Origin of the sequence: Bradyrhizobium sp. (genome assembly GCF_035309285.1) — a bacterium.
Taxonomy (GTDB): Bacteria; Pseudomonadota; Alphaproteobacteria; order Rhizobiales; family Xanthobacteraceae; genus Bradyrhizobium.
Genome location: NZ_DATGFH010000100.1, coordinates 1 through 18,214, shown reverse-complemented (window position 1 = coordinate 18,214; position 18,214 = coordinate 1). Strand labels below are relative to the sequence as shown.

General features: G+C 64.5%; 14 protein-coding genes. 9 read left to right on the top strand and 5 right to left on the bottom strand.

Features of this window, described 5'->3' with window-relative positions; translation table 11 throughout:
- Nucleotides 1-142 precede the first annotated feature (142 nt).
- The 4 genes from VKR55_RS19905 to VKR55_RS19890 form a co-directional block, all read right to left on the bottom strand.
- Entirely contained in the window at nucleotides 143-2,245 is a 2,103-nt protein-coding gene (locus tag VKR55_RS19905) for a HAMP domain-containing methyl-accepting chemotaxis protein (protein ID WP_324405907.1), read from the bottom strand.
- Nucleotides 2,246-2,466: 221 nt separating this feature from the next.
- Nucleotides 2,467-3,951, bottom strand: coding sequence for a M81 family metallopeptidase (locus VKR55_RS19900; RefSeq protein ID WP_324405906.1), 1,485 nt, complete (start codon nucleotides 3,949-3,951; stop codon nucleotides 2,467-2,469).
- A 4-nt stretch (nucleotides 3,952-3,955) separates the two neighbouring features.
- A complete protein-coding gene (ggt, locus tag VKR55_RS19895; protein ID WP_324405928.1) occupies nucleotides 3,956-5,635 on the bottom strand; it encodes a gamma-glutamyltransferase in 1,680 nt (559 codons plus the stop codon).
- Between the two features lie 106 nt (nucleotides 5,636-5,741).
- Nucleotides 5,742-6,164 (bottom strand): GFA family protein, encoded by a 423-nt coding sequence (locus tag VKR55_RS19890; protein ID WP_324405904.1) that lies wholly within the window; start codon nucleotides 6,162-6,164, stop codon nucleotides 5,742-5,744.
- A 420-nt stretch (nucleotides 6,165-6,584) separates the two neighbouring features.
- Between VKR55_RS19890 and VKR55_RS19885 the strand changes: the two genes are divergently transcribed.
- Entirely contained in the window at nucleotides 6,585-7,379 is a 795-nt protein-coding gene (locus tag VKR55_RS19885; RefSeq protein WP_324405903.1) for a ParA family protein, read from the top strand.
- Between the two features lie 11 nt (nucleotides 7,380-7,390).
- Here VKR55_RS19885 and mutM read toward each other — a convergent pair whose 3' ends face one another.
- A complete protein-coding gene (gene mutM, locus VKR55_RS19880; RefSeq protein WP_324405902.1) occupies nucleotides 7,391-8,269 on the bottom strand; it encodes a bifunctional DNA-formamidopyrimidine glycosylase/DNA-(apurinic or apyrimidinic site) lyase in 879 nt (292 codons plus the stop codon).
- Between the two features lie 83 nt (nucleotides 8,270-8,352).
- Here mutM and ubiE point away from each other — a divergent pair, with 83 nt between their 5' ends.
- The 8 genes from ubiE (at nucleotide 8,353) to VKR55_RS19840 (ending at nucleotide 18,093) form a co-directional block, all read left to right on the top strand.
- On the top strand, nucleotides 8,353-9,114 hold the full coding sequence (gene ubiE / locus VKR55_RS19875) for a bifunctional demethylmenaquinone methyltransferase/2-methoxy-6-polyprenyl-1,4-benzoquinol methylase UbiE (RefSeq protein WP_324405901.1): 762 nt from the start codon (nucleotides 8,353-8,355) through the stop codon (nucleotides 9,112-9,114).
- Complete coding sequence (gene ubiB, locus VKR55_RS19870; protein ID WP_324405899.1) at nucleotides 9,111-10,685, top strand: 2-polyprenylphenol 6-hydroxylase; 1,575 nt, start codon at nucleotides 9,111-9,113, stop codon at nucleotides 10,683-10,685. Before ubiE ends, ubiB begins: the two co-directional genes overlap by 4 nt.
- A gap of 57 nt (nucleotides 10,686-10,742) precedes the next feature.
- Nucleotides 10,743-12,179, top strand: a complete 1,437-nt coding sequence (gene coaBC / locus VKR55_RS19865; protein WP_324405898.1) for a bifunctional phosphopantothenoylcysteine decarboxylase/phosphopantothenate--cysteine ligase CoaBC — start codon at nucleotides 10,743-10,745, stop codon at nucleotides 12,177-12,179.
- A complete protein-coding gene (gene dut / locus VKR55_RS19860) occupies nucleotides 12,176-12,634 on the top strand; it encodes a dUTP diphosphatase (protein WP_324405896.1) in 459 nt (152 codons plus the stop codon). The genes coaBC and dut overlap by 4 nt, the downstream gene beginning before the upstream one ends.
- A 183-nt stretch (nucleotides 12,635-12,817) precedes the next feature.
- Nucleotides 12,818-15,325 carry a PAS domain-containing sensor histidine kinase gene (locus tag VKR55_RS19855; RefSeq protein WP_324405894.1) on the top strand — a complete coding sequence of 836 codons (2,508 nt, stop codon included), beginning with the start codon at nucleotides 12,818-12,820 and terminating at the stop codon, nucleotides 15,323-15,325.
- Complete coding sequence (tsaE, locus tag VKR55_RS19850) at nucleotides 15,322-16,857, top strand: tRNA (adenosine(37)-N6)-threonylcarbamoyltransferase complex ATPase subunit type 1 TsaE (protein WP_324405892.1); 1,536 nt, start codon at nucleotides 15,322-15,324, stop codon at nucleotides 16,855-16,857. The genes VKR55_RS19855 and tsaE overlap by 4 nt, the downstream gene beginning before the upstream one ends.
- Nucleotides 16,858-16,957: 100 nt before the next feature.
- Nucleotides 16,958-17,275, top strand: coding sequence for a PilZ domain-containing protein (locus VKR55_RS19845; RefSeq protein WP_324405890.1), 318 nt, complete (start codon nucleotides 16,958-16,960; stop codon nucleotides 17,273-17,275).
- Between the two features lie 95 nt (nucleotides 17,276-17,370).
- Nucleotides 17,371-18,093 carry a nucleotidyltransferase family protein gene (locus tag VKR55_RS19840; protein WP_324405888.1) on the top strand — a complete coding sequence of 241 codons (723 nt, stop codon included), beginning with the start codon at nucleotides 17,371-17,373 and terminating at the stop codon, nucleotides 18,091-18,093.
- Nucleotides 18,094-18,214: the final 121 nt, after the last annotated feature.

Sequence of the window (18,214 nt, the reverse complement as noted above, 5' to 3'; positions counted from 1 at the left end):
CTGCGGGGCCGAAGCCGTGCAAGCGACGGAGAGGACAAACTGCCCTTCGGCGCGGTGAAGGCCCGGCCATCCATCAGTTTTCAAAAGGTTTCTGGAAAGATGGATCGCCGGGTCGAGCCCGGCGATGACAAGTCTAGTGAGTTCACGCGGCCTTGATGTCCCTGAGAAACGTCTCGACTTGCCCGCGCATCGTCTCCGATTGCTTCGAGAGCTCACTGGAAGCCTCGAGCACATCGTGCGCCGCGGCGCCGGTGTCCCCGGCGGCCTGCCTTACGCCCGTCACGTTCGACGCAATCTCGCCGGTGCCGAGCGCGGCCTGCTGCACGTTGCGGGCAATCTCCTGCGTGGCAGAGCCCTGCTCTTCCACGGCACTCGCGATCGCGGCTGCAATTTCGTTGATCTGATTGATCGTTGCTGAAATCTCCTTGATGGCACCAACCGCACTGCTGGTGGAGGCCTGGATCGAAGTGACCTGTGCGCTGATCTGACCTGTGGCCTTCGCGGTTTGCTCGGCAAGGCTCTTGACCTCTGCCGCCACCACCGCAAATCCCCTGCCGGCCTCGCCCGCGCGCGCCGCTTCGATGGTGGCGTTGAGCGCAAGCAGATTGGTCTGCGCTGCGATCTCGCTGATGAGCTTGACCACGTCGCCGATCGCGTCGGCATCCTTCAGAAGACCCTGGATCGTGGCATTGGTGCGGTCGGCCTCGGAGACGGCCTTCTGCGCGATTGCCGCGGAGTGCGCGACCTGCCGGCTGATCTCGTTGACCGAACCGGCCAGTTCCTCTGAGGCCGCAGCGACCGTTTGCACATTGGTAGACGCTTCTTCGGTTGCGGCCGCAACCGCTGCTGCCTGGTTGCTGGCCTCCTCGGCCGTTGCCGTCATCGACGAAGCGGTCGCCTGCAATTCGGTTGAAGCGGAGGCCACTGATCGCAGCACGGTCGACATGTTTGCGTCGAAGAGCTGCGTGAGCTCGTTGACCCGCACGGCGCGCGCCATCCGTGCGTTGACGGCTTCCGCCTCCTTGGCCGCGAGCTCTTTCGCCTTGATCATATTCTCCTTGAAGATGACCACGGCACGAGCCATCAGGCCGATCTCGTCCTTGTTGCCGGTGGCAGGAACTTCGACGGCATGATCGCCGTCGGCGAGCCGTCCCATGGCCGATACCATATTCAGAATCGGCGGCACGATCGAACGGTTGGTCATGTACACCACGCCTGCCGCGGCGCCGAGGCCGACACCCATCAAGACCCAAAGGAACGTGACCAGGAAATTGGTCTCAGCCAGCACCCCGATGCTGTCGGCTCGCAGGCTTTCCTGCTGCCGCGACACCATCCCGCCATCGCGCATGCCGTCGCCTGTCCTTGCGCCGGCGAAGATATCGAGCAGCTTGTTGGCGCGAGGCGCCGCTTCGTTGGTCAGGAACCATTGCGCCATGTTCCAGCGGTCGGAGGCTCTTATGGCGAACATCTTCTCCGGCAATGGCGTAAACTTCGCCCGCGCCTCAACGAGAGCATCGAATGCGGCCTGCTGATCGGGTGTCATCTCCGATCGCCGCAGCGAAAGCGCCTCGAACTTCTTCTGATTGAGAGCCCAGAGCTCCTCATATTCCTTCTTGAAAGCGGGGTCCGCGGTCAACAGGTAGGCCCGGATGTCGCCAATCGCCATCGCCATGCTGCCTCGCAAATCGGCGAAGCCGATCAACAGGCTCTTGCGCGAGTCGGTCGAGGGGATATTGCTCTCGTCATTGATGATGGCGGTTGCCTTTTTCAGCATCAGCTTGGCGAGCGGCGCCGCTTGGGTCGCGAGGATCTTGGTCGCCGGCTGCTCGTCGATGGTGTGCGCGATCGCCTCGGCCTTGTCCTGCGCGTTGCGCAACTCCGCCAGTAGCGGCTTGGCCTCGTTCCAGTCCAGCCTGTTCTGCCCGACCGTCCATTTGTCGGACAGGCGATCCATCTCGGAGCCACGCTTCTGGATTTGCTTCCACAGCGTGATCCGCTCCAGCTTGAAGGCATCGTTCCCGGTGATCAGCCAACCGCGCAGCGCTGCGAGCGTGGCGTATACTTCCGATACCAGATCGCTTGCCGTCAACGCCGTCGGCACACGAAGATTGACCGTGCGTTCAGTGGCCTTGTTGACGGCGCGCACCTTCACAATGGTGGTGCCGACCACGATGGCCAGCAGCGCACAAAGCAGCGCGAAGCCGAAAATCAACCGTCCGCGGATGTTGAGCTCAAGCAATGGCATTCCCAGTTCCCCTTTGCGTCGAAGAAACCGACATGCGATTGCACCAAGCTTGGACGGTTAACCCTAAAAAATTACACAACGCTGCGTCCGTAGTAATACTTTATCGTCGCAGCGCCTTAAATTCCCGCTCAGCGCGACGTTAGTCGGCCGCTACAGCCAATGCGGGCGAAGCTTGGCTGCACAGCATTTGCTTTCACAGCCGATCTCTCATGGCCGCGCAATTACGCGGGAAACTCGGCCTCGCCGTAGGGATAAAATCTTTTCAGATCGACATTCTGGTACGGCAGCAAGTCGAGATGGACCGTGCCGAGGAACGGCTGGTCCGGCTCGACCAGCAAAATTGTCTTCGCAAAGCCGTTGTCGTCAAAACCTCTTCGGAAATGCACGCGCGACTTGATGGCGAACACCTTGAAGGCGTGGATGTCGAGCCCAAGCGCGCCGAGGGAGAATGGCTCCATGATCTGCACCAGATAGGTTGACAGGATCAGCACATTGTCGCGGCCGAACTTCACTGCGACCCAGAATTGCCCATGGCCCTCGACCGCGGTCAGGATCGTGCCCTTGATACGCACCGGTTCGCCCGCCGACTCATCGACGCGTCCTCCTACGTCCATGTCGAAGGCATCGCCGGTTTTCGCACCACTTGCCTTCAGCTTCGCAGTCGTGCCGGCATCTGCGATCGTCGCAATGATCACCTGCGACAAATCCTGCGCGATGATCTCCTTGAGCAGGAACGTCGCCGAACCGGAGCGGTCGCTGTGATCGGCGAGCACGACCGGTGTCTCGCCCTTCGCGATCGCCTGCTTTCCCAGTGCGACGCCTTCGGCGATGGAATGGATCTTCGTCGAAGACAGCAGCGCCTCGCGCTTGCGCCACGCGAGATCGGCGATGTCCTTCGCGACATCGGCTGCGAGCTTTTCGTTGCCGTTGGTCATCACCTGGATGGTGATGCCGACATCGGGCACATCGGCAAAGGGAAAGCCGAAGAACACGTTAATGTAGACGTCAACCTCGCGCGCTTCCCAGACCAGCGCGCGCTGGATCAGATCCGACCAGGGGGAAGCGCCGGTCCACATCCGCACGGTTGCGGTGAGGATCGGCACCTTGCGCGTCGCGTGCGCCACCTTGTAGTCGCCGCGGATCATACGCACAAGCATGCGCGCGGCGCGCTCGCCTTGCAGATATTCGTCGTAATGCGGGAAATATTTCACCGCAAAGCCCATGTCGGCGTGCTTGAGAAATTCGTCGTCCTCATTGCCGTGCAGATCGAAGGTCGCGGCGATGAAAGCCTTTCGCCCGACCGCCTCGCGCACGCGCCGCGCGAGCTCCGCTTCGGGCCGCGGCACACCGCGCACCGCCATCGCGCCGTGAAGCGCAAGATAGACGCCGTCGAACGGGCCTTGCGCTTTCAGTCCCTCGATCATTTTGCCGACGAGGGTTTCGAACGCGTCTTCGGTGACCCAGCCCGAGCCCATATAGGTCTTCGGCCACAGCGGCGATTCGATGCCAGTGAGCTCGACGTCCTCGAACTCGCGCGCCATTTTCGCAAAGCCGCCCATGTAGGATTTTGGGTATGCCTTCAAGAGCGCTTCGCCCCTGGCCGGCGAGCCAGGATAGATGAAATCCGACAGCGTCGTGTCGTTCTTGAGGAACGTCACCGTCTCGTGCGCGAAGTGCAAGACGGCGATGCGGATTTTGCCGCCCATCACGTCACCTCAATCCGAAGCGCACGCCGGCACGCGCGAGCCCGCCCGAGATCGCGACCGGCGTGCCGTCGGCGCGCCAGCACGCGGCGCCCGAGAGTGTGCCGTCGTCATGGAACTGGATCGCGTTCATGCCGCCGGCGACGGTGGCCATCTCCACGACCTGATGGCCCATCGCCCCCAATTTTGCACGCGCGGCATCCGGGATCGCCTGCTCGACCTCGAGCGCATGGCCCTCGGTCCAGACCCGCGGCGCCTCGACTGCCTCCTGCAGGCTCATGCCGTGATCGATCAGGTTGATCAGCGCCTGCATCGCGCTCGGGAAGATGCGCTTGCCGCCGGGCAGCCCGAGCGCATAGACGAGCTTGCCGTCCCGCAGCGCCATCATCGGCGACATCGAGGTGGTGACGCGCTTGCCCGGCGCCAGCGACAGCGCGTGACCGGGGCGCGGATCGAACAGGTTCATGTAGTTGTTCGGGATCGCGCCGAGGCCTGGGATCAGGAATTTGGCGCCGAACAGATTGTTGATGGTCTGCGTTGTCGCGACCACGTTGCCGAGGCAATCAGCGGCGGTCATGTGCGTGGTGTACGCACTCTCGAGCTGGGTGACGCCCGCGCCCCATTCTTTCGCGCGGTTGACATCGAGCGCGGCTCGGCGCTCGCGCGCATAGTCCTTCGAGGTCAATTGCTCGACCGGCACGTTGATGTAATCGGGATCGCCGCTTGCGGCGGCGCGGTCGGCGAAGGCGATCTTCAGGACTTCGGCGATCAGATGAACGGTCTCCGCCGTGCCGAAGCCGAGTGCGCGGATGTCGAAGCCCTCGAGAATGTTCAGCATTTGCGTGATATGCACGCCGGAGGCTGCTGGTGGCGGCGGACCCAGGATCTCCCAGCCGCGATAGTCGCAACGGATTGGCAGCCGCTCGACCGTCTCGTAGTTGGTCAGGTCCTCCTTGCGGATGAAGCCGCCGTGCTTCTCCATGTAATCAATGAGGATATCGCCGAGCGGGCCGTGATAGAGCGCGTCCTCGCCGTGTTGCGCGATAGTGCTCAGCGTCTCCGCATATTCGGCCTGCACCACCCGCTCGCCAGGCTTGAGCGGCTCACCCTTGGGCAGGTAGATCGCCGCGATCGGCTTGTCCTTCAGCATCTCCCTGGCGCTGTCGGAGATGCATTCGTGCAAGTAGGGCGTTGCGATATAGCCGCGCGCGGCGTGCTTGATCGCGGGCTGCATCACCTCCGCAAGCGGCATGGTGCCGAACCGGCGCAGCGTCTCGCACCAGGCTTTCAGCGAACCAGGTACGGCAACGGCCTTTGGTCCCGTGAGGTTCTCGTCGCCGACGGTGTCGAACACGTCATGAGCCGAGCCGGGTTTCGAGCGATAGGTGTCGGGCTTGACCATCGCCGGCACCGTGCTCTGGCCGTCGATGAAGCGATGATTGCCGTCGGCGGTGCGGATATGCGCCATGCCGCCGCCGATGATGCCGACCATCATCGGCTCGACCACCGTTAGCGTGAACAGGGTCGCGATCGCGGCATCGATGGCATTGCCGCCGGCCGCCAGCATCTCGGCGCCTGCGGCTGACGCCAGCGGATGGTTGCTCACCACCATGCCGCGGCTGCCAGCGGCCGGCTTCTTCCCGCACGCAAAGGTCGTCGCCGTCCGGTCGCGCCAGTTCCCGCCCATGATGCCGTCCTGCTTTTTCCAGGCGATGTGAGCGGCAATTTCCGGACCGGTCAAGCGTGCGAAAGACAAGGCCCCGATGCATGCAACGGGACCTTGCGAGCGACCGCTATTCCGGCAGCATCTCGCCGGAGCCGCCCATCTCGGCCGGGAAATCCTTCATCTTGGGTAGGCCATCCTTGATCCGCAAAACCGTCTCGCCGTAATTGACGTGAATGGCAGGCTCGAATTTGAGCGTCGGAATCGTTGCCGCGTAAACGTCGATCAATCCGGCCGGCTTGTGGCCCGTCATCACGTGACCGCCGCACAGCTTGCAGTATTTCCGCTGACTGAAATTCGTCTTCTCGAAGGTTGCGAGATGCTCGGCGCCTTTGGTGACCTTCACGGCATCCTCCTTCCAGAGCGTGAAGGCGTTGACCGGACCGGCCGACCAGGAGCGGCAGGACGTGCAATGGCAATAGCCCATCGCTTCCGGCGCGCCCGACGTTTCGATCTCGACAGCGCCGCAGAAGCAGCGTCCGACATGACTCATCGATTTCCTCCGTTGTCCTTGACGACCAGGCCGTTAGCCGGCCTTCGCTGATTTCAATCACGCTTACAAACCATACCAAGCCGGTTCATTGCGGCAGCGTTGCGGCCTTGGCGCGTGCATCTTCCGCATCATCTCGCGGCTGCGAGTACGCTCCGGGAGCTGCAGCGGAGGCTGCCGCGATTGCGCTGACCGGCCCTAACCGAAGAGGTTAATGCTTGATAACACTTCGGTATTCGTCCGGATTTCGGGGCCGCCACGAACATGTCATATTGAATCACCGTTGCCGGCACCTGATTCGCGTGACTTCGGATTGGCCCGGAACGTCCTGAGCGAGAACAGCTCCGCCACCGCAAGCGGCGATGGCACTCAGTTCGGCGTATCCGCGGAAAGCCACTCAATCATCCGAAGGACCGTCACGACATGCACACCATCGTATTGGCCACCCAAAAGGGCGGCAGCGGCAAGAGCACGCTGGCCATTGGGCTCGCGTTGGCGGCGAAAGAGGCCGGGCACCATGTCCGCCTGATCGAGGCCGACCAGCAGGGGACTCTTTCAAGGTGGCAGATCCGCCGCGGCATCGCGGATTTGCTCGTCGAGACGATCTACGGCGCCGACGAGATCGAACCCCGCCTGCGGTCGCTTGCGCGGCATGGCGCGACGCTCGCCATCATCGACACGGCCGGCGGCGTCAGCGCGGCGACGACGGCGGCGATCCGGCATGCCGATTTCTGCCTGATCCCGGCGCGCCCTTGCGTAGCCGACATCGAAGCCAGCGCCGGGACGCTCACCATCGCGCGCGCGTGGAAGAAGGCATTCGCCTTCGTGCTCAACCAGACGCCGATCCGCGGCCAGCGTATCGCCAATGCGGCCGAAGCGCTCGGCAATAAGGCGGCGCGCGAGCTGGACCAGGTGCTGGCGCGTCCCTTCATCGTGATGCGCAACGACCACCAGGACGCGCTCGCGGCGGGCCTTGCGGTCAGCGAGTTCTCGCCGTTCGGCAAGTCGGCCGATGAGATCCGTGACCTCTGGAAATGGGTCGAGCTCAGGCTCAACGGCGGCGTTGCCGCCAGCCGAGAAGTCGGCGCCGCGGCTTCGGATGTCGAGTTTCCGATCGTCCTCTCGCCTGAGCATCTGCCGGAGACGGCGCCAGAAGAAGCGGCGCCGCAGCGCCTGCAAGCGCTTGGCGAAGGCCTGACCTGGGACGCGGGACTGTAAGAGCCGTCACTTCACTTCTGGCACTTCGGGCACCAGAAGGTCGAACGTCCGTTCTGGGTGAAGCGGCGGATCACGCCGCTGCAGCCGGGCGTCACGCACCTCTCGCCTTCGCGGTCATAGACCTGGAAGGAATGCTGGAAATAGCCGAGGTCGCCGTTGGTCTGGCGATGGTCGCGCAGCGACGAGCCGCCGGCCTTGATGGCGAGATTGAGCACGTCGTGAATGGCATCGACCAGCCGCCGCGCATAGTCGGTCAGCTCGCCCTTCCGGTTGGCGAGCGTGGAAGCCTGCCGGCGCGGCGACAGGTGCGCGCGATAGAGCGCCTCGCAGACATAGATATTGCCAAGTCCCGCCACCACGCGTTGATCCAGGAGCGCGGCCTTCAGGGTCGTGGACTTGCCGGCGCAGGCGTGCGCCAGCATCGCCGCGTCGAACGCATTGCCGAGCGGCTCGGGACCGAGGCCTTTCAACAGCGGCTCGCTCTCGATCGCGTCGCGCGCGATCACTTTCATGTAGCCAAAGCGGCGCGGATCGTTGAACACGATGTCCGCGCCCGAGGACATGCGAAACAGCACATGGTCATGCGCGATATCCTTGCTGCGCGGGTGGTGGAACTCGCCGGGCGTTGCGGTCGCGTCCTTCTGCACGCGAAATGAGCCGGACATGCCAAGATGCATGAGCAGCACGTCGCCTGAGGCGAGATCAGCCATGAGGTATTTGGCGCGGCGGCCGAGCCCGGTCACGATCTGGCCGGTCAGCCGCGCCACAAAGTCCTTCTGAAAGGGAAAACGCAGGTCTTTGCGCCGGGCTTCCGCGTGCAGAATTTTTGCACCCTCCATGAACGGCTGCAGACCGCGGCGGACAGTCTCGACTTCGGGCAATTCGGGCATGGAGGTCATTCACCTTATAAAGGTGACGTGATAGCCCCATTGCGCCGGGCGCGCTATGGTCCGGGAGACGGAGTTGTCGAGTTATGAACCGGCCGGACGAAGGCACCCATTTCGGTTTCCGCGACGTGACCTTGGGCGAGAAGCAGGGCCTCGTGAACGACGTGTTTCACAGCGTGGCGTCGCGCTACGACCTGATGAACGACCTGATGTCCGGCGGCCTGCACCGGGCCTGGAAGACCATCATGGTCAACACGCTCAACCCGCCGAGGAACGAGCGGCCTTATGCCCTGCTGGATGTCGCCGGCGGCACCGGCGACATCGCCTTCCGTGCGGCGCGAGCCTCCGGCAAGGGTTTCCGCGCGAGCGTCTGCGACATCAATGGCGACATGCTCGCCGTCGGCCGCGAGCGTGCGGTGAAGCGCCATCTCGATGACCGCGTGAGCTTTGTCGAAGGCAACGCCGAGGCGCTCGCCTTCCCCGACCGCAGCTTCGACGGCTACACCATCGCCTTCGGGATCCGCAACGTGCCGCGCATCGATCTGGCGCTGAAGGAGGCCTATCGTGTGCTCAAGCCCGGCGGGCGATGTTTGTGCCTGGAATTTTCCTCCGTCGACGTGCCGGGGCTCGATCGGCTCTATGACCTGTTCTCGTTCCGGGTGATCCCCGAGCTTGGTCGCGTCGTGACGGGCGACGCCGAATCCTACCGCTATCTCGTCGAGTCGATCCGCAGATTTCCAAAGCCGGCCGCGTTCGCGGACATGATCCGCGCGGCCGGCTTCTCCCGCGTCAACTGGCAGACGCTCTCCGGCGGCATCGTGGCGTTGCATTCGGGCTGGCGTTTGTGATCTCTGCCCTCACCCACATCGCGCGGCTCGCCCGCGCCGGCCTTGTGTTCGCGCGTGAAGGCGTCTTCGGCGTGATCGATCCCGCGCTGGTGCCGCCGCCCGGACAACTCGGGCTGAAAATGGCCCGGGTGATCGAGCGCCGCGGCGCGAAGTCCGGACCAAGACTGTCGCGCGCGCTGGAGCGGATGGGCCCGGCTTACCTCAAGCTCGGGCAATTTCTTGCAACGCGCCCTGACGTCGTCGGCGTGGTGCTGGCGCGCGACCTCGAAGCCTTGCAGGATCGGCTGCCGCCGTTCTCGCAAAGCGAGGCGGAAGCCGTGATCGCAGCCTCGCTGGAGCGCCCGATCACGCAGGCTTTTGCGAGCCTCGGCCCCGCGGTCGCAGCCGCTTCGATCGCGCAGGTGCATCGCGGCGAGGTGATCCGGGACGGCGTGCGCCGGCCGGTCGCAGTCAAAGTGCTGCGGCCGAACGTGGCGTCACGCTTCCGCCGCGACCTCTCCGATTTCTTCTTTGTCGCACACAAGGCCGAAGCCTATTCGGCGGAGGCGCGGCGGCTCAGGCTGGTCGAAGTCATCCACACCATGCAGCGCTCGGTCGCGATGGAGATGGATCTGCGGCTGGAGGCGGCTGCGCTCTCCGAGATGGCGGAGAACACCCGCGACGATCCCGATTTCCGCGTGCCCGCCGTCGATTGGGACCGCACCACCCATAACGTGCTGACGATGGAATGGATCGACGGCATCGCGCTGTCCGATCATGCGCGGCTGGCACAGGCGCATATCGACCTGCCCGATCTCGGCCGCAAGGTGATCCAGAGCTTCCTGCGCCACGCGCTGCGTGACGGCTTCTTCCATGCCGACATGCATCCGGGCAACCTCTTCCTCGACAAGGTAGGCCGGCTGGTCGCGGTCGATTTCGGCATCATGGGACGGTTGGGGTTGAAGGAGCGGCGCTTCCTCGCCGAAATCCTGCTCGGCTTCATCACCCGCAACTATCGCCGCGTCGCCGAAGTGCATTTCGAGGCGGGCTATGTCCCCTCGCACCATTCGGTGGAGAATTTCGCGCAAGCGATCCGCGCCATCGGCGAGCCGATCCATAATCGCACTGCCGAAGAAATTTCGATGGCGAAGCTGCTCACGCTCCTGCTCGAAGTCACCGGCCTGTTCGACATGCGCACGCGCCCCGAGTTGATCCTCCTGCAGAAGACCATGGTCGTGGTCGAGGGCGTGGCGCGCAGCTTCGATCCGCGGCTCGATATCTGGAAGACGGCTGATCCCGTGGTGCGCGAATGGATCGAGCGCAATCTCGGCCCCCTTGGCCGCATCCAGGGTGCGGTGTTGGGCGCGGGCGAGCTCACCCACCTGCTTTCGAAGCTCCCGGACATCGCCAATCGCGCTGTTACCGTGTTGGAGCAACTGGAAACCATGACCCGGGAGGGTCTCGTCCTGTCACCCGACACGATTGCCGCCATGGGTCGCAGCGAAGGCCGGAAGAACCGCTGGCGCACCATCGCGATCTGGATCATCGCCGCGACCTTCATCGGAATCCTGTTCGCCATCCGGCAATTGTGATTGCAACGCAATCAATGGCTTGCTAGCATTGATAGCAGTCCATTCCTGGAGGCCGCGATGGCGAGCCTGACCATCCGAAAACTCGATGAGAGCATCAAGTCGTACTTGCGGCTGCGTGCGGCCAGCAATGGCCGCTCGGTCGAGGAAGAGGTGCGGGTGATCCTGGGTGATTATACCCAGGGACGCCTTGCGCCGGCCAGTCCGGCCCCAGCGCCCGTCGCAGAGGCACCAGTGCGACCGCCGCAGCTCGCCGGCGGCGTCGGCGAGGTCCGCGTCACCCTGATCATCGGCGGCGGCATTGCCGCCTTCAAGTCGCTGGAGCTGATCCGGCGGCTGAAGGAGCGGAACATCCGTGTCCGCTGCGTGCTGACCCGGGCCGCGACGCAGTTCGTCACCCCGCTCTCGGCGAGCGCGCTGTCGGGCGAGCGTGTCTATACCGACCTGTTCGATCCGGACAGCGAGTTCGACGCCGGCCATATCAGGCTGGCGCGCGACTGCGACTTGATCGTGGTGGCGCCGGCGACCGCCGACCTGATGTCGAAGATGGCGCAGGGCGCGGCCGACGATCTGGCGAGCGCGATCCTGCTTGCGGCGACCCGGCCGATTCTGCTCGCGCCCGCGATGAATCCGGCGATGTGGAGCAACGCCGCGACCCGCCGCAACGCCGCACAGCTTGCACGCGACGGCGTTGCGATGGTCGGCCCCAATGCCGGCGAGATGGCGGAATCGGGCGAAGCCGGCGTCGGCCGCATGGCCGAGGCGATCGAGATTGCCGATGCCGCCGAGCGCTTCCTGCGCCCTCCGCATCCGCGTCCGCTCGCAGGCAAGCGCGTGCTGATCACCGCAGGTCCCACCCATGAGCCCATCGATCCGGTGCGCTACATCGCCAACCGTTCGTCCGGCAAGCAGGGCTATGCGATCGCCGCGGCCGCGCAGGCGGCCGGCGCATCCGTGACGCTGGTCTCCGGCCCCGTCGAACTCGACGAGCCCAAGGGAGTCACGGTCATCCACGTCGAATCCGCGCGCGACATGTTGAAGCACGTCGAAGCAGCGCTGCCGGCGGATGTCGCGATCTTCGCAGCCGCGGTTGCCGACTGGCGCGTTGCCAACGAAGGCGGGCAGAAGCTGAAGAAGACGGGGGCCGCAATGCCGCCGCTGGCGCTGGTCGAAAACCCCGACATCCTCGCCACCATATCGAAGCTGGAGGACAATCGTCCGCCGCTCGTGATCGGCTTTGCTGCCGAGACCGAGCACCTGATCGATAACGCCAAGGCAAAGCTCGCGCGCAAGGGCTGCGACTGGATCGTCGCCAACGATGTCTCGCCCGCCACCGGCGTGATGGGCGGCGACCGTAACACCGTGCATCTACTCACGCGCCACGGCAGCGAGATCGAGGTCGACTCCTGGCCGGTCATGACCAAGGAGCAGGTCGCGGTCGAGCTGATCGCGCAGGTCGCGAAGAGTGTCGGCAAGCCACCGGAGAAAATTTCTTGAGCGCGACGATCCAAGTCAATATCCGGCAATTGCCGCATGGCGATGGCTTGCCGCTGCCCACTTATCAGAGCGCGCATGCAGCGGGGCTCGATTTGCTCGCCGCGGTTCCCGAAGGCGCGCCGCTGGTGCTGGCACCGGGCCGGCATGCGCTGGTGCCGACGGCGCTTGCGATTGCGCTGCCGGAAGGGTTTGAAGCGCAGGTGCGGCCACGCTCGGGGCTTGCGGCCAAACACGGCGTCACCGTGCTCAATTCGCCGGGCACAATCGACGCCGACTACCGCGGCGAGATCCAGGTGATCCTGATCAATCACGGCGACGAGCCGTTCACGATTCGCCGCGGCGAGCGCATCGCGCAGATGGTGATCGCGCCGGTCGTGCAGGCCGAACTTGTGCCGGTGGTCACGCTTTCCGAGACCAGCCGCGGCAGCGGCGGTTTCGGCTCGACCGGACGGTAGAATACGGATTCAGTTTTCAAAAAATCCGACCGATGCGTCTTAATAGCGCTTTTTTCCCCAGCGAGATTCCCGTTCACGATCTGGACTCTTACCCCTGGAGTCTCCTTGGCGATATTGTCCTTTGATTCGTGCGCGGTGGGGAAATGCCGCGCGCCAAATTACGTTGTCTTGGGGCGCGAAGGAATGTCGGGCGTAATCGGGTCGATGCGTCGGACGCTGCTGTCGTGCTCGTCATTGGCACGCAACGGCTTGATTGGGCTCGCCGCGACCGCCGTGCCGTTGGCGGCGCCCGCTCGGGCGGCGAACGCTTCCCTGTTCGACACGTTCTCGCCTTTGCTCGACTTCAACCGTCAGGAAATCGCGGTGCTGACCACCGCGCTGGCGCTGCTCGGCTTCTCCGTGCTGTCGGCGATCCTTTTGATGCACAACCGCATCCGCGCCGCCAAGAGCGAATCGCGGCTGCATGCCGTCATCGAGGGCCTGCAGCTCCAGGCCGACCGCTACCGGGCGCTCTTGTTCGCCGAGCCGCAGATCCTGATCTCGTGGGCCGCCGGCGACAACCGGCCCCGCATTTCGGGTGACACCTCGCTTTTGATGCGAGAGGACACCCCGCAACGCATCCTCGCCTTCGGAACCTGGCTGCCGCCGGAACCGGCGCTGCAGATGGATCACGCAGTCGACGCGCTCCGCGAGACCGGCGAGGGGTTCCTGCTCAACCTCACCACCGCCAGCGGTCACCCCGTCGAGGCGATGGGACGCGCCATTGGCGGCCAGGCCATCGTGCGGATTCGCGAACTTTCGGGGCTCCGCCGGGAATTGGCGGAGACCAATTTCCGCCTGAAGACGCTGATCGAAGAGACCGAGATGCTGCGCGGCTTCGCCGATGCCTCGCCCTTCCCGATCTGGGCCAAGAGCGCCAAGGGCGATCTGAGCTATGCCAACGCCGCCTATATCCAGGCGACGGAAGCCAGCAGCGTCGTGGACGCGGTCGAGCGCCATCTCGAGCTGCTCGATTCCGACGACCGCAGCGAGATGGAGCGCGCGCTTGACGCTACCAATGCCTTCAACGCGCGGCTGCCGATCGTGGCGCGCGGCGAACGGCGGATTTACGACGTGCGCGCTGTCACTGTCGGCGGCGGCAGCGTCGGTGTTGCAATCGACGCCAGCGAGGCCGACGCGCTGAGCTCGGCGCTGGTGCGGATGGCGGAAGCGCACCGCCGCACGCTCGACCAGCTCTCCTCAGGGGTCGCCGTGTTCGATGGCCAGCGACGGCTCGCCTTCCACAACGATTCCTATCGAAGGCTATGGGACCTCGACGCCGGCTTTCTCGACAGCCATCCCGACGATTCCAGCGTGCTCGATAAGCTCCGCGCCGCGCGAAAGCTGCCCGAGCAGGCGGATTTCCGCGCCTGGAAGGCCAAGCTGCACGAGGCCTATCGCACCATCGAGACCGCCAAGGACACCTGGTTCCTGCCCGACGGCCGCGCACTCTCCGTCGTCACCACCTCCAACCCGGAAGGCGGCGTCACCTATCTGTTCGACGACGTCACCGAAAGCTTTGACCTGGCGCGGCGCTTCGACGGCCTGATCCGGGTGCAGCGCGAAACACTCGACAGCCTCGCCGAAGGCGTCGCCGTGTTCGGCAGCAATGGCCGGGCGCAATTGTTCAACCCGGCTTTCGCCAAAATGTGGAAGTTGTCGCCGGAAGCGCTGCGCGAAGAGCCGCACATCGAGACGGTGGAAGCCTGGTGCAAGCCGCTGTTTGACGATTTGCGCGCCTGGCGCACCATCCGTGAGGCGATCACCGCGATCGAGAACCGCACCGATATCCAGCTCAAGCTCGAGCGCAAGGATGGCAGCGTGCTCGAATGCATGAGCCGGCCGCTGCCCGACGGCGCCACCATGCTGACCTTCCAGGACATCACCGACACCGAGAATGTCGAGCGGGCGCTGCGCGAGAGCAACGAGGCGCTCGAGGCCGCGGGCCAGATGAAGCTCAACTTCGTCCACCACGTCTCCTACGAGCTGCGCGCGCCGCTCACCACCATCATCGGCTTCGCGCATTTCCTCGCCGATCCCGCGACCGGGCCGCTGACGCCGAAGCAGGCGGAATATCTCGACTACGTCACCAAGTCGACCAACGCGCTGATGGCGCTGACCGACAGCATCCTCGATCTCGCCACCATCGATGCCGGCGCCATGAAGCTGGAGCTCGGCCCGGTCGACATCCCGAAGGCGATCGAAGCCGCCGCCGAGGGGCTGCAGGATCGCCTTGCGACCGAGCGCATCCGGTTGAAGATCGACATCGCCCCCAATGTCGGAACCTTTGTCGGCGACCAGCGCCGCGTGGTGCAGGTGCTCTATAATCTGCTTGCCAATGCAGTCGGCTTCTCGCCGCCGGATTCGATCGTCGTCATCAGCGCCGCGCGAACCGAACGCAACGTCGTCTTCACGGTCAGCGATTCCGGCCCCGGCATCGCGCCCGACTTCAGGCAGAAGATGTTCGACCGCTTTGAAAGCTACTCGCACGGCCTGCGCCGGCGCGGTCCCGGGCTCGGCCTGTCGCTGGTGGAATCCTTCGTGCAACTTCACGGCGGCAAGGTGCGGGTCGATTCGACGGTCGGCAAGGGCACGACCGTCTCTTGCGAATTTCCGATCGACCAGGCCGTGCAGCGCGACGCCGCGGAATGAACGCGCCCGAAACACCCTCGACCACATTATCGGTGGCGCTGGCAAATGAGACGGCGACGGCGCATCTGATGGCCGACCTGGCGCTGCTGGTCGGCCCCGGCGACGTCATCACGCTCTCGGGCGATCTCGGCGCCGGCAAGACCGCTGCTGCGCGGGCGATGATCCGTTATCTCGCCGATGACGATACGCTGGAAGTGCCGAGCCCGACGTTTACGCTGACGCAAAGCTACGAGCTAGCCGCCTTCCCGCTGCTGCACGCCGATCTCTACCGCATCAGCGATGCTTCCGAGTTGGAGGAGATCGGCCTTTCGCCGCTGCCTGAGGGCGTGGTGGCGTTGATCGAGTGGCCGGAGCGTGCCGGCGGGACCTTGCCGCCCGATCGCATCGACATCGCCTTCAGCCATCGCCCGGCGCTCGGCTCGAACGCACGCGCGGCCGAGATCACGGGCTTTGGCAAGGCTGCGGCACTGGTCGAGCGACTGAAGCACTTGCGGGATTTTCTGCATGCCGCCGGTTTCATCGATGCCAAACGCAAGCGCATGGCGGGCGATGCCTCGATCCGTTCCTATGCGCGGCTGATATTGGACGATCAAGCCGTCATCCTGATGAACTCGCCGAAACGGCCCGATGGCCCCGCGATCTATGACGGCAAGTCCTACAGCGCGGCTGTGCATCTGGCCGAAGACGTGAAACCGTTTGTCGCGATCGATCAAGCCCTGCGCGAGAGAGGTTTCTCGGCGCCCGAAATCCACCATCGCGACCTCGAAGGCGGATTTCTCATCACCGAGGATTTCGGCAGCGCTCCCGTCGTCGAAGGGGATCCGCCGGCGCCGATCGACGAGCGCTACGAGGCCGCGACCGATGTGCTGGCAGCCCTGCACCGCGACGCGTTGCCGGAAATATTGCCGCTGGCGCCGCCCGCCACCTATTCGATTCCCGTCTTCGATATCGACGCCTGGCTGGTCGAGATCGGCTTGATGCTGGAATGGTACCTGCCCGACCGTGGCGCACCGCCGAGCGGGACGCTGCGCAGCGAGTTCGTGGCCGTGTGGCGCGACATTCTGCAAAAGCCCGCGACGGCGGAGAGGACCTGGGTGATCCGTGATTTCCACTCGCCAAACTTGATCTGGCTCGCTGAGCGCGACGGCATCAAGCGTATCGGCATCATCGACTTCCAGGACATGGTGCTGGGACCTGCGGCCTATGACCTGGTATCGCTCCTGCAGGACGCGCGGATCGACGTGCCGGAGCTCGTCGAGCTTGCGCTGTTCTCGCGCTACATCAAGGCGCGGCGCGCGGCCGACGCCAATTTCGATGCAGCCGAATTCGCAACCCTTTATGCGATCATGTCGGCACAGCGGAATACGCGACTGCTCGGCACCTTTGCCCGGCTCAACCGGCGCGATGGCAAGCCGCAATATCTGAAGCACCAGCCGCGGATCTGGACCTATCTCAACCGCTCGCTGGCGCATCCGGCGCTGGAGCCGCTGCGGGCCTGGTATGCGGCAAATGTGCCGCCGCCGGCTCAGTGACCACCCCCGTAGATTTACGGCTTGTTAGGCAGACCGCCATAGGCTGCGGCCGGCCGTGCTGCGAGGGCGGCGTCGGACGAATAATCACTGGAGCAACGACATGTCTCCGACGGAGCGACGCAAGGGCGATCGCGTCACCTTCGAGCGCGGCATCCCCGCGCATATGATGGGGATCGACGGCACCTGGCGGCGTAACTGCGTCATGGAGGACGTCTCCGAGACCGGCGCCAAGCTCACCGTCGAGGGTTCCGTCGAGGGCCTGAACCTGAAGGAATTCTTCCTGCTGCTCTCCTCTACCGGGCTTGCCTATCGCCGCTGCGAGCTTTCGTGGGTCAATGGCGACCAGATCGGCGTCAATTTCCTCAAGCAGGGCGACAGGAAGAAAAAGCTCTCCCGCCGCGCCTCCGCCGAGGTCTGACCGTCGTACGGCCGTCATCGGCCGCGACTAAGGCGTCGGCACCCGCGAATCACGTGCTATGATTCGTCCCGCCCTGACACAGAGATCCCCGCCACATGTCCGTCAAACCCACCAAAGCGATGGTCCTTGCCGCCGGCCTCGGCGTGCGCATGCGGCCGCTGACGGACCATATGCCGAAACCGCTGGTGCCGGTCGCCGGCCGCCCGCTGCTCGACCATGTGCTGGACAAGCTCGCGGCCGCAGCCGTCACCGAGGCGGTCGTCAACGTGCATTACCTGGGCGGCCAGATCATCGATCACGTCGCTTCGCGCCAATCGCCGCGTGTCATCATTTCCGACGAGCGTGAGCACGTGCTCGGCACCGGCGGCGGCGTCGTCAAGGCGCTGCCGTTGCTTGGCGACAAACCGTTCTTCCACCTGAACTCCGACACGATGTGGATCGACGGCGTGCAGTCGAACCTCGCCCGGCTTGCCGAAACGTTCGATCCCGCGCGGATGGATATCCTGCTCCTGATGGCGCCGACAGCGAACAGCATCGGCTATGGCGGCCGTGGCGACTACGCCATGCTGCCGGACGGCGCGCTACGCAGGCGCAGGGAGCACCAGGTCGTGCCGTTCGTCTATGCGGGCGCCGCGATCTTCTCGCCGTCGATCTTCAAGAACGCGCCAAAAGGCGAGTTCTCGCTGATGAGGATATTCGACGCCGCCAACGAGCAGGAGCGGCTGTTTGGCCTGCGGCTCGATGGCGTCTGGATGCATGTCGGCACGCCCGATGCCGTGGCTGCCGCGGAAGAGGCGCTTCTGGAGAGTGTGGCGTAGGCCCTTCCGTTCGTCATTGCCGGGCTTGACCCGGCAATCCATCATCGTGAATAGATTCTTTTTAGATGGATGCGCGGGCCTTCGCCGCGCCGAAGGGGCTTCGGCCCCGCAGGCGGGTCAG

Bases quoted from the DNA above. Each gene is read 5' to 3' on its own strand.
- ubiE (WP_324405901.1), top strand. From the start codon at position 8,353: ATGAACCGGCCGGACGAAGGCACCCATTTCGGTTTCCGCGACGTGACC.
- VKR55_RS19900 (WP_324405906.1), bottom strand. From the start codon at position 3,951: ATGGGCGGCAAAATCCGCATCGCCGTCTTGCACTTCGCGCACGAGACG.
- mutM (WP_324405902.1), bottom strand. From the start codon at position 8,269: ATGCCCGAATTGCCCGAAGTCGAGACTGTCCGCCGCGGTCTGCAGCCG.
- VKR55_RS19905 (WP_324405907.1), bottom strand. From the start codon at position 2,245: ATGCCATTGCTTGAGCTCAACATCCGCGGACGGTTGATTTTCGGCTTC.
- VKR55_RS19855 (WP_324405894.1), top strand. From the start codon at position 12,818: ATGTCGGGCGTAATCGGGTCGATGCGTCGGACGCTGCTGTCGTGCTCG.
- VKR55_RS19840 (WP_324405888.1), top strand. From the start codon at position 17,371: ATGTCCGTCAAACCCACCAAAGCGATGGTCCTTGCCGCCGGCCTCGGC.
- VKR55_RS19890 (WP_324405904.1), bottom strand. From the start codon at position 6,164: ATGAGTCATGTCGGACGCTGCTTCTGCGGCGCTGTCGAGATCGAAACG.
- ggt (WP_324405928.1), bottom strand. From the start codon at position 5,635: ATGGGCGGGAACTGGCGCGACCGGACGGCGACGACCTTTGCGTGCGGG.
- tsaE (WP_324405892.1), top strand. From the start codon at position 15,322: ATGAACGCGCCCGAAACACCCTCGACCACATTATCGGTGGCGCTGGCA.
- coaBC (WP_324405898.1), top strand. From the start codon at position 10,743: ATGGCGAGCCTGACCATCCGAAAACTCGATGAGAGCATCAAGTCGTAC.
- VKR55_RS19885 (WP_324405903.1), top strand. From the start codon at position 6,585: ATGCACACCATCGTATTGGCCACCCAAAAGGGCGGCAGCGGCAAGAGC.
- VKR55_RS19845 (WP_324405890.1), top strand. From the start codon at position 16,958: ATGTCTCCGACGGAGCGACGCAAGGGCGATCGCGTCACCTTCGAGCGC.